Source organism: Streptomyces silaceus (assembly GCF_001419745.1).
GTDB lineage: Bacteria > Actinomycetota > Actinomycetes > Streptomycetales > Streptomycetaceae > Streptomyces > Streptomyces silaceus.
In genome coordinates this window covers 1-10,836 of the sequence record NZ_LIRJ01000128.1, presented here as the reverse complement: position 1 = coordinate 10,836, position 10,836 = coordinate 1, and the positions used below count along the sequence as shown (strand labels likewise).

The following is a 10,836-nucleotide window of genomic DNA, read 5'->3' as shown; positions in this document are numbered from 1 at the left end:
CCCCGGGGCGCCCCCTTGCCCTCCCCGGGGCGCCCCCTGCCGTCGGTACGGGCAGGCCGCGCGTCGGCATGGCAGGCCGCCCCGGCATGGCAGGCTGCCCGTATGAATGATCCGCAGGACCCCTGGGAGACCGTGGGACGGCTCTACGAATGGCTTGATTCGCACAATGAGCGGGCACCTCAAGAGGCGCTCCTGCTCCGGATGTTGAAGCTCTCCGAGGAGGTCGGCGAGGTCGCGCAGGCCGTCATCGGGGCCACCGGCCAGAATCCGCGCAAGGGCACCACCCACTCCTGGGAGGACGTCCAGGCGGAGCTGTGCGACGTCGTCGTGACGGCGATGGTCGCCCTGCGCACGCTGACCCCCGAGGCCCGGGACGTCTTCGCCGAGCATCTGCGCCGGGTCGACGCGCGGTCCAAAATTGTGATGCCGGACGACAGTTGACGGGTTAGCGTCCGCCTCTATGACCTCCTCCCCCGAAAACCCCGGCACCTCCGACGCCCCGGACGCCTCCGACGGTCCGCCCCGGCTCACCCGTCTCGCCTTCCACGGCCCCCTCTCCGAGGCCCGCGCCCAGCGGCTCGTGGGACGGCTCGCGGCGAACGAGCCCCGCACCGTGCTCGATCTCGGCTGCGGATGGGGCGAGTTGATGCTCCGCGTCCTCGAAGCCGCCCCGCACGCCACCGGCGTCGGCGTCGACCTCAGGGCCGAGGACCTGGACCGCGGCCGGGCGAACGCCGCCGCGCGCGGCCTCGGCGACCGCGTCGTCTTCGCCGAGGAGTCCGCCACGGACACCGCGCGCGGCCCGGCCGACCTCGTCCTGTGCCTGGGCGCGAGCCACGCGCTCAGCGACGCCGCGCCGCCCGAGACGACCCACAAGGCCCTGCACGCGCTGCGCCGCCTGGTGAACCCCGGTGGCCGCGTCGTCCTCGGCGAGGGCTTCTGGCAGCGCACGCCCACCGACGAGGAGCTGGCCGCGATGTGGCCGGACGCCGGCGCCGACGAGCACCTCTCGCTCGGCGACCTGGTGGACGCGGCGATCGGGGCGGGGTTCCGGCCGCAGTGGGTGGAGACGGCGAGCCCCGAGGAGTGGGAGGAGTTCGAGTCCGGCTACCGCTCCGACGTCGAGGAGTGGCTCGCCGCGCACCCCGGCCATCCGCTGGCCGCCGAGACCCGCGAACGCGTCGACACCCAGCGGTCGACCTGGCTGCGCGGCTACCGCCACGTGCTCGGCATCACGTACCTGACCTTGGTCCCCGTCGGCTGAGCCGGGTTAGGGTCGCGCGGTAGCGGCAGTACGGCGGAACGAGGGGGCGCACACCATGGGCGCGAAGGTCACGGCGGTCAGCAGCAACGGAACGTACTCCTTCACCAAGCCGAACCGCGAGAGCATCACGCTTCTCGAAGGCCTCGGCGTCGAGGGGGACGTGCACGCCGGGACGAAGGTCAAGCACCGCTTCCGCGTCGCCCAGAACCCCGACCAGCCCAACCTCCGCCAGGTCCACCTCATCCACGAGGAGCTCTTCGACGAGCTGGCGCAGGACGGCTACACCGTGGCGGCGGGCGAGCTGGGCGAGAACGTCACCACGCGCGGCATCGACCTGCTCGGCCTGCCCACCGGCGCGCTCCTGCACCTCGGCGCCACGGCCGTCGTCGAGGTCACGGGCCTGCGCAATCCCTGCCGCCAGATCGACGACTTCCAGGCGGGGCTGATGAAGAAGGTCGTCGGGCGCGACGAGAGCGGGGCCGTGTTCTACAAGTCCGGGATCATGGGCATGGTCCGCCGGGGCGGTGCGATACGCCCCGGCGACGCGGTCACCGTCACGCTCCCGGACGGGCCGCACCGGCCCATGAAGACCGTCTGAGCGACCGCCCCGCTCTTCTCCGCTACTCCCCCGGCCCGAACCACGTCCCGGCCAGCGCGTCGAGCGTCGGCTCGGGCGGGGCGGGCAGCTCGCTCAGGTACCAGGGCAGCTTGCTGTACACGTGGAGCAGGGTGTACGCGAGGAGTTGGCGCGGATCGTACGTCCGGCCGTACGCCTTCAGGAAGCGGGCGAACAGCCCCGGCTCGGCCCGGGTGACGAAGAGGCCGACGCCCACGAGGTCGTACGCCGGGTCGCCGATCATCGCGGGCTCGAAGTCGAAGAGCCCGGTGAGCCGCCAGGCGTCGTCCGGATCGACGATCAGGTGCTGGCGCATGAACTCGGTGTGCAGGAGCGCCGGTTGGTGGTCCCGTGCGGCGGGCAGCTCGACGGAGTCCAGGAAGCCGGGGATCTGCTCCAGCCAGCTCTCGGCGAGCCCGTGCCGGCGCTGCTGCTCCACCGCGCCCGCGCGCTGCCGGTCGACGAACGCGCCCCAGTCGCCGGGGCCGAGGACGTCGGCGAGCGGCCCGGGGTCGAGTGCGTGCAGGGCGGCCAGCGCCTCGGCGGCGTCGGTGACGATCCGCTCGCGGTCGGCGCGCGGGATGCGCGGCCACGCCTCGGCGAGACCCTCGCCGGGCAGGCGGGACATCAGGACGTAGCGCCAGCCGTTGACGTACGCGCCCGCGTCGTGGAGCCGGGGCGTGGGGACGGGCAGGCGGCCCTCGACGTGGGCCAGGACGCGGGCCTCGGTGACGCCGTCCTCGGCGCACAGGCCGGGAAAGAGCTTCAGGACGTGGGTGTCGCCGACCGCGTAGACCGGCTGGGAGCCCTCCGCGTAACGGGTCAGCGGCGCCCCGGCCAGGCCGAGTCGGGCGCACAGCTTCTCGGCGCCGGGCCGCATGACCGATTCGTCGGGCAGGACGCGGTCCCACTCCTCTTCCGTGTACACCTCAGGCAGCATGATCGGCACCGTACTGGCTACCGAAGTAGCACCGCGACCGACTTTCGGCGGCATCGGGCGGCCCGGCCCGGCTCCTAACGTTCCGGGAGTAGGGCAGCGACGGCGACCCGGCCGTCACGGGGCGGAACGGAGCACCACGCATGGCGGTCGACAAGCTCAACAAGACGGCGGGCGGGCAGGTCACCGAGCTCGGCGTCCCGCGCCGCGATCTGGTCCTGCTGCTCGCCGGGCTGCCGCTGCTCGGTCTGCTGCTCGGGCTCGCGCTGCCCCGGCTCGCGCGCTGGGCGTCCGGATCGCCGGTGCTGCCGTGGCGGGACGGCGTCGAGTTCGTGGGCCAGCTCGACGCGCCGTGGCAGACCGCGCTCGTCATGGCGGCCGGGCTCGTGGCCGGGCTCCTGCTGGCCTTCGTGGCGCTCGCCCAGACGATGACGGTGAAGCTGGGCGACGAGCGGGTGACCGTCGAACAGGACGACGACACGCGGACGTTCGAGCGCGCCGACGTCTCGGCGGTCTTCCTCGACGGCAGGCAGCTGGTACTGCTCGGCGCGGACTCGGGCGAGCTGGCGCGCGGCAGGCACGAGGCACGCCCCGCCGAGCTGGCGCGGGCGTTCCGGGCGCACGGCTACCCCTGGCGGGAGGCAGACCCGCACGCGGCCCTGTTCCGGCGCTGGATCCCCGGCACCCCGGACCTGCCCGCCGAGGTGCACGCCCTGCTCGCGGCGCGGAAGGCCGCGCTGCGGCGCGAGTCCGCCCGGGACGCGCGGGAGCTGGTCGAGACGGTGCGGGGGCTCGGATACGTCGTACGCGACGAGAAGTCCGAGCAGTACTGGCGGCCCCTGACCGGGGCGTGAGCAGGGCGGCACCCCCGCCCACGGGGGGACGGGGGTGCCGCCCGAGTGCCCGACGGCCCCGGAGGCGGGACCGGGAGAGGTCAGAAGACGAACGGTCCCGGTGTCTGCGCCGACGTGGCGTTGCAGGTCACGGTGATGCCGAGGACCACGATCTTCAGGGACTTGCCTTCGAGGCTGTCGCCCGCGGCGACGGTTCCCTTGAGGGGGCCGGTGGACACGGGGCCGCCGGCCGGGATGGCCGGGTTGGCGTTGCCGGTGAAGTCGGTCGTCCCGCTGCCGTTCCTGGTGAGGGTGAGCGTCGAGTTCACGGAGCCCGCGCCCACGTCGATCGGGGCGCTGATCGCCGAGGTGGAGACCTCGATGGTCGCGTTGGTGCCGTCCGCGGCGGCGGTGAGCGTCGCCGTCCCGGATCCGTACGAACCGCAGTCGAACGAGACGGTGGCGCTCTGCGGTTCCACCGCGCCGGCCGCGGGCGCCATCGCGAGCGCGCCGACGGCGAGCACGCCGGCGCCCAGGACCGAGCCTATGCCTGTGCCGAATCTGCCATGTCGCATGGAGGGCCTGCCTTCATGTGGGGGGGGGGAGCGATGAGGGGGGATACGTGCGGGAGCCGGGCCGCCGACCCCCGCCGTCCCGATGCCCACCGGCATCTTCTGACGGGTAGTCAGCGGCCCGAATCGCTGCCCATTGAGGCACAGGCCCCCTGGAGTGACAAGGCAGCCCTCCATGATTCTTGACATGTCACGACCAAATTCAGCCGCCTGCCCGGAGCGCGCCGCCCACCTCCTCGGCGAGCAGCTCGACGTACGCGGCGATCCAGCCCTCGACCGTCGCCCGGTCCCACAGGTCGGTCGAGAACTCCAGGTAGCCGGAGAGCACGTCCCCGACCGGGATCAGACCCAAGTTGAACTCGGAGCGGGCACCGGACACCGCGATGTCCTCGACCGCCGTGGTCAGGCCCGGCAGCTCGATGTCCGTCTCCAGCGAGCTCTGGTACTGGAAGCCGAGCGGCACCCGGTCGGGCACCTCCCTGCCCAGCTCCACGCTCAGGTCGGCCGCCATCGCGCGGATCGGCGCGGCGTGCTCCATCGCCCCGACCGCGCTGCGCGCCGCCTGGTCGACCAGCGCCCCGAACGACTCCGCGTCCCGGTCGCTGATCCGCAGCGTGAACGACGACGCCGTGCAGGTGGCGAGCCGCTCGAACTCGCGCCGCTCGCGGTTGGCGTGCGAGATGCCGAGCAGCAGGTCCCGCTCCCCCGACACCTTCGCGACCAGGCGCGCCACGGCCGCCGCGGTCACCACGAACGGTGTCGTGCGGTGCCGTCGCGCCAGCGCCTCCACATCGGCGCGCGTGTCCCGGTCCACCGTGAACAGCACCACGTCGCCCGCCCCGCTCAGCTCCTCGGGGCGAGGCCGGTCCAGCGGCAGCGGCAGCCCGAACGAGGCGCCCTCGAAGCGGCGCGCCCAGTACCCGAGCAGCCGCTCCTTGTCCTGCGTGCCGCTCTGCTCGCGCTGCCAGCGCGCGTACGCGCCGGGCTGCGGGACGTCCTCGGCCAGGCCGTGCGGGACGCCGGTGGCCGCCGCCCGGTAGAGCGCGGCCAGTTCGTCCAGCAGGAGGCTGACCGCCCAGCCGTCGCAGGACGCGTGGTGCAGCACGAAGAGCAGCACCCAGCGGTCCTCGTCCGTGCGCAGCAGGCGGAAGACCGGGGCGAACTCCTCCGCCAGGTCGAAGGGGACCGAGGCCACCTCCGCGGCCGCCAGGTCCGCCGCCGCCTCGGCGCCGGGCGCCGAGCCGTGCCGTGCGAGCAGGTCCTCCACCTCCAGGTCCACCGGCCGGGCGCGCAGGGCCTCCTGCCACCACTCGCCGCCCTCCTCGACGAAGCGCGTGCGCAACGCCTCGTGCCGCGCGACCAGCCGGCCGAGCGCGGTGCGCAGGGCCGGTACGTCCAGCGTGCCCGTCAGGGTGAGCCGCATGGCGACGTTGTAGATCTCCGGGCGGGGGTGCGTGCTGTGGCGGCCGATGAAGGCGGCCTGCTGGGCGGTGACGGGGGCGCGGCCCAGGACGTCGGCGTCGGTCACCGCCGGGGTCCTTGCCGGGGCCCCGGCCGGGGTCTCCGCCGTGGTCCCCGCTGCCGGCGCCGGCCCCGCGAGGTACTCCGCCATCGCCCGCAGCGTCGGCTCCTCGTAGAAGCGGGCGACCGGGTACTCCGCGCCGAACACCTCGCGTACGCCGTTGGCCAGGCGGATCGCCGTGATGGAGTGGCCGCCCAGGTCGAAGAAGGAGGCGTCGGCGTCGATCGACGCGACGTCCCGCTCGAACTCCTCGGCCCACAGCACCCGCAGGCGCGCCACCACGTCGTCCTCGGCACGGGCCACGGGCCGTGCGGCGGGAGCGGACTCCGGTACGGGAGCGGGGGCCGGCGCGGACGAGGTCGTCAGCGCCGGCTCCGGCAGCGCCGTCCGGTCCAGCTTGCCGTTGCCCGACAGCGGCAGCGCGGACAGCACGGACCAGGCGCGCGGCACCATGTGGTCGGGCAGCCGCGCGGCCAGCTCACCGGCCAGCCGGTCGGCCAGCTCCTGGCCACCCGCGGCCGCCGGCGCGGGCACCACGTAGGCGGCCAGCCGGGCCTCGCCCCGCTGGTCGCGGCGCGGCAGGACGACCGCCTCGCGGACGTCCGCCAGGGCGCCGAGGGCGCGTGAGACCTCCTCGGGCTCCACGCGGTAGCCCCGGATCTTCACCTGGTCGTCGGTCCGGCCCCGGAACTCCAGCGCCCCGTCGGCGTCGCGGCACACCAGGTCGCCGGTGCGGTACATCCGGCCGTCGGTGCCCCGGGGGTCGTCGACGAAGCGCTCCGCCGTCAGGTCGGGCCTGCCCAGGTACCCGGCGGCCACACCGGGACCGCCGACGTACAGCTCGCCCACCTCACCGGCGGGCACCTCCCGCCCGTGCGCGTCGAGCACCCGCAGCGTGACGTTGTCGACGGGACGCCCGATCGGGATCGGGGTGCCGACGGTGCCCGGCGCCGCGGGACGCACGGTCTCGGCCGTGCACAGCACGGTCACCTCGGTGGGCCCGTACACGTTCAGCGTCTCGTACGCGACACCCTCGGGCGGACGGGTGCGCATCGCGTCGCCGCCCAGCAGCAGGTGCCGCAGCGGCGGCTGACGGTCCACCGGGAGCGTGAGCATCGCCTCCCCGAGGGCCGTGGGCACGATGGAGAAGGAGATCTTCCGGTCCGTGTACCAGCGGGCCAGCACGGCCGGGTCCTTGCGGACGGCGTCGTCGGCGACCACGACCGTGGCGCCCGCCGTGAGCGCCGGCCAGACCTCCAGCGCGAAGGCGTCGAAGCCCTGGCTGCACACGGCGCCGCTGCGGTCGTCCGCGGTGAACCCGAAGCGCTCGTGGTGCCACTGGCACAGGTCCACGACGGCACTGTGCGGAATGGCGACGCCCTTGGGGGTGCCGGTGCTGCCCGAGGTGTAGATGGCGAAGCAGAGGGCGTCGGGGCCGTGGGGCACGGCCGCCGGCGCGAGCCCCGCGGGGGTGTCGGCGTCGACGTCGACGACGGCGGTCCCGTCCGGGGCCGTCGGCCGCGCCGTCGCGTTCCCCGCGCCGTTCACGACCAGCACCCCGGTGCCGCTCTCCGCGAGGATCGTCTCGGCGCGCGCCCTGCCCTGCCCCGGGTCCAACGCCACATATCCGCGGCCGGACTTGAGGGCGGCGAGCATGGCGACGACCAGGTCGGTGCCGCGCGGCAGCCACAGGGCGACCGGCGCCCCGCCCGCGCCCGCGGTCCGCAGGGCGGCGGCGAGACGCTCGGCGCGCGCGTTCAGCTCGCCGTAGGTGAGCGTCCCTTCGTCGTCGATCACCGCGGTGCGGTGCGGGGCCGCCTCGGCCCACCGGGACGCCAGCGCGTCGACGGTGCTGCGCGTCCGCTCCCGGACGGGGCCGCGCCGCCACTCCTGCCCGGCGGCCGGCGCCACGTCCTCGGTGACGCCCACCGCTTCCGCGAGGACGTCACGGAACGTCCCGAACAGCGCGTCGATCGTGCCCTCGTCGAAGAGGTCGGTGTTGTACTCCAGGTGGCAGCGCACGCCGTCGGCCTGGTCGGTGAAGTACACGCTGAGGTCCGTCAGCGCCTTGTCGGGCCCCGAGTCGAGCGGGGTCGAGCGGACCCCGGGCAGGTCGAAGCGGAAGGGGTCGGCGGTCTCGAACTCGGCGAGCGTCTGGAAGACGGGCGTCCGGTCGAGCGCGCGCGACGGCTCCAGCTCCCGCACGACCGCCTCGAACGGCACCTCCGCGTGGTCGTACGCGTCCAGCGCGACCGCCCGCACCCGGCCCAGGAGCGTGGCGAAGTCCGGCGCCCCCGACAGGTCGAGACGGAGCGCCAGCGTGTTGACGAAGAAGCCGACGACGTCCTCGTACTCGGGCGTGCGGTCGGACATCGGGGTGCCGACGACCAGGTCGTCCTGGCCGGTCACGCGGTGCAGGGCCGCCGCGTACCCGGCGAGCAGCGTCATGAAGAGCGTGCTGCGCTGAGTGCGTGCGAACTTCCTTACGCCGTCCGAGAGTTCGGGGCTCAGCGTGCGGAACAGGGCGCGGCCGTTGGACGTCATCACCGCGGGCCTCGGCCGGTCGGTGGGCAGTTCCAGGACGGGCAGCTCGCCGTCGAGGGCCTTCTTCCAGTACGCGAGGTCCTCCGCCGCCTTCGCGCCGCCGAGCGCGTCGAGCTGCGCGCGGGCGTGATCGGCGTACGTGCGGGTGAGCGAGGGCAGTTCCGCGGCCGTGCCGCCGGACAGCCGCGCGCGGTAGAGCGCGGACACGTCGCGGGCGAGCACGGCGGCCGACGCCGCGTCCATCACGATGTGGTGCAGGGACAGGACGAGGACGTGCCGCCGCTCGCCGAGACGGACCAGGCGCGTGACGAACAGCGGGCCGTTCACCAGGTCGAAGCGGCGCTCGCTCTCCGCCTTGAGGGTGGCGGCGACCTGGTCGCCGGGGCCCGTGCCGTCGACGACCTCGAACTCCACCTCACCCGGCTCCCGGGTGAACTGCCGCGGCTCGCGCGCCACTTCGCGGAAGACGGTGCGCAGCTGCTCGTGCCGGGCGGTCAGGTCGCGCAGCGCGCCCCGCAGCGCGGGCACGTCGAGCGGCCCGTCGAGCTCGATGGCCTTGGTCTCGTTGTACGCGGTGCGGCCGGGCAGCATCCGCTCCAGGAACCAGACGCGCTGCTGGCCGGGCGACAGGGGCGCGCCCTGGTCCGCGGCGGTCACGGAGACCTGCTCGCGGGGCCGCTCCCCGGGCTGCGCCTGGGGTCGCTCCGGGGCTTGCCGGGGCCGCTCAGGGTCCTGTCCGTACGCGCGGCGCAGCGCGTCGAAGTGCGTCAGGCCCGACCGCAGCGCGGTGGGCGCGACACCGAAGTCGACCAGGCCCACGACCTCGTCGGCGCCCGCCGCGCGGACCGCGTCCACCACGGGCCGTACGCTCTCGGGGCTGCCGATGAGGGCGCGCTGGTCGCAGTAGCGGTCGTAGGCACGGCTGAAGACGACGTCCAGGTCGTCCTCGCTCATCGACGCCAGGTCGATCTGCTGGCCGAGGCTGTTGGCGACGTTGCCGAACAGGGACAGCGAGGAGCGCATGTAGCGCGACAGCGGCCGGCTCGCCTCGGCGCGGGCCGTCGCGTGGTCCGCGGCGAGATAGGTGTGCAGGAGCACGGCGATGTGGCCGGCGTCGGGGTCCAGGCCGCACGCGGCGCGCGTACGCCGGTACAGGGCGACGTTGTCGCGGAGCTGCTCGACGCTCTGCGTCATGAGGTTGGTGACGATGCCCAGGTCGTGCCGCGCGGCCAGTTCGTACGACGCCGGGTTGCCGACGACCGCCGTGTACATCGGCGGGGCGTCCTGGACCGGGCTCGGGAAGAGCCGCAGGTCGCTCTCGCCCTGCCCGGTGGTGCGGCGCACCGGCTCACCGCGCCACAACTGCCGTACCTGCGCGACCTGTTCGTACATCAGCTCCTTGTGGGAGCCGAAGCGCTCGGGGAAGAAGACGAAGTCGTTGGCGTGCCAGCCGCTGGCGCAGCCGATGCCGATGCGGCCACCCGAGAGGTTGTCGACCATCGACCACTCCTCGGCGACCCGGATCGGGTCGTGCAGCGGCAGCACCACGGAGCCCGCGTTGATGCGGATGCGGTCGGTCTCGCGGGCGAGCGCGGCGGCGAGCACCACGGGGTTGGGGAACAGCCCGCCGAAGGAGTGGAAGTGCCGCTCGGGGATCCACAGGGAGTGGAAGCCGTTGCGGTCGGCGAAGCGGGCGGTCTCCAGGAGGTGGTCGTACTTCCCGTGCCTCGGGCCCGACTCGTCCTGCGGGTAGTCGCCGAAGAAGTAGACGCCGAAGTCGAGCGGGCGTGTGGAGTGTTGGGCCTCAGCCGGCTGCGACCCCTCGGACGGCCGCGGCTGCGGCTGCGGCTGCGGCGACGGGTTCGGCGCCGGGCGGGCGCTGGCGGCGCTGTTCCAGGCGATGGTCCGGGCCTTGGGCGCGGGGGCGGATGCGGGGGCGGGTGCCGGTTCCGTCCTGGGCTTCGGCACGGCCTTGGGCCGTGCCTGCGGGCCGCCGACGGAGAAGCCCGCGGCGCGCAGATCCCGCAGCGAGCCCTTCACCGCGTCGACGATGAACTCGAGGTCCCCGTCGGAGTGTTCGGTCGACAGGAAGAAGTTGCGCCACTCCCACACGTGCACGCCGCGCAGCATGAGGTGGTGGTACAGCAGCTCCATGTCCGCACGGTGCTCGAAGCGGAACATCGAGCCAAAGTGGTCCATGCTCAGGGCGAACCCCTCGGCCTCGAAGAAGGCGTTGAGCGTGGCGGCCAGTTCGGCGGTGCGCGCGTTCAGGCGCTCCTGGAGGCGCGGGCTGTTCTCCTTGAGGTGGTTCAGGACGGCGCGCGCGGCGACCATCGACACCGGGTGCTGGATGTAGGTGCCGCCGAAGAACGTGGTGTCGGCCGCAGGGTAGCTGGCGTCCCCGTAGTTCCAGTGGCCGCCGTCGATGCCGTCCATGATGTCGGCGCGGCCCGCGATCGCCCCGATGGGGAAGCCGCCGCCGAGCAGCTTGCCGTAGGTCGCCAGGTCGGGCGTGACGCCGTAGAGCTCCTGCGCGCCGCGCGGCGCG

7 protein-coding genes are annotated in these 10,836 nt (G+C 74.0%); 4 read left to right on the top strand and 3 right to left on the bottom strand.

Annotated features, from left to right (window positions below; genetic code table 11):
- Positions 1 to 102 precede the first annotated feature (102 nt).
- The 3 genes from AOK22_RS14070 to AOK22_RS14060 are packed head-to-tail and all read left to right on the top strand — an operon-like array spanning position 103 to position 1,862.
- Positions 103 to 441, top strand: a complete 339-nt coding sequence (locus AOK22_RS14070; RefSeq protein ID WP_055698972.1) for a MazG-like family protein — start codon at positions 103 to 105, stop codon at positions 439 to 441.
- A gap of 19 nt (positions 442 to 460) precedes the next feature.
- Positions 461 to 1,264, top strand: a complete 804-nt coding sequence (locus tag AOK22_RS14065) for an SAM-dependent methyltransferase (RefSeq protein WP_055698971.1) — start codon at positions 461 to 463, stop codon at positions 1,262 to 1,264.
- Between the two features lie 55 nt (positions 1,265 to 1,319).
- Positions 1,320 to 1,862: an MOSC domain-containing protein gene (locus tag AOK22_RS14060; RefSeq protein ID WP_055698970.1), complete on the top strand. Its 543-nt coding sequence runs from the start codon at positions 1,320 to 1,322 to the stop codon at positions 1,860 to 1,862.
- A 22-nt stretch (positions 1,863 to 1,884) separates the two neighbouring features.
- Here AOK22_RS14060 and AOK22_RS14055 read toward each other — a convergent pair whose 3' ends face one another.
- The gene (locus AOK22_RS14055; RefSeq protein ID WP_055698969.1) at positions 1,885 to 2,820 is read right to left on the bottom strand and encodes an aminoglycoside phosphotransferase family protein; all 936 of its coding nucleotides are present in this window, start codon (positions 2,818 to 2,820) and stop codon (positions 1,885 to 1,887) included.
- A gap of 140 nt (positions 2,821 to 2,960) precedes the next feature.
- Between AOK22_RS14055 and AOK22_RS14050 the strand changes: the two genes are divergently transcribed.
- On the top strand, positions 2,961 to 3,671 hold the full coding sequence (locus tag AOK22_RS14050; protein WP_055698968.1) for a YqeB family protein: 711 nt from the start codon (positions 2,961 to 2,963) through the stop codon (positions 3,669 to 3,671).
- A gap of 80 nt (positions 3,672 to 3,751) precedes the next feature.
- Here AOK22_RS14050 and AOK22_RS14045 read toward each other — a convergent pair whose 3' ends face one another.
- Both AOK22_RS14045 and AOK22_RS14040 read right to left on the bottom strand, forming a co-directional pair.
- Positions 3,752 to 4,225 carry a hypothetical protein gene (locus AOK22_RS14045; protein ID WP_055698967.1) on the bottom strand — a complete coding sequence of 158 codons (474 nt, stop codon included), beginning with the start codon at positions 4,223 to 4,225 and terminating at the stop codon, positions 3,752 to 3,754.
- Positions 4,226 to 4,424: 199 nt separating this feature from the next.
- Positions 4,425 to 10,836, bottom strand: a 6,412-nt coding sequence (locus tag AOK22_RS14040) for a non-ribosomal peptide synthetase (RefSeq protein WP_055698966.1), incomplete at its 5' end; no start/stop codon positions are given.

Excerpts from the sequence above, each read along its gene's own strand:
- AOK22_RS14065 (WP_055698971.1), top strand. The coding sequence starts at position 461 with ATGACCTCCTCCCCCGAAAACCCCGGCACCTCCGACGCCCCGGACGCC.
- AOK22_RS14070 (WP_055698972.1), top strand. The coding sequence starts at position 103 with ATGAATGATCCGCAGGACCCCTGGGAGACCGTGGGACGGCTCTACGAA.
- AOK22_RS14045 (WP_055698967.1), bottom strand. The coding sequence starts at position 4,225 with ATGCGACATGGCAGATTCGGCACAGGCATAGGCTCGGTCCTGGGCGCC.
- AOK22_RS14055 (WP_055698969.1), bottom strand. The coding sequence starts at position 2,820 with ATGCTGCCTGAGGTGTACACGGAAGAGGAGTGGGACCGCGTCCTGCCC.
- AOK22_RS14060 (WP_055698970.1), top strand. The coding sequence starts at position 1,320 with ATGGGCGCGAAGGTCACGGCGGTCAGCAGCAACGGAACGTACTCCTTC.
- AOK22_RS14050 (WP_055698968.1), top strand. The coding sequence starts at position 2,961 with ATGGCGGTCGACAAGCTCAACAAGACGGCGGGCGGGCAGGTCACCGAG.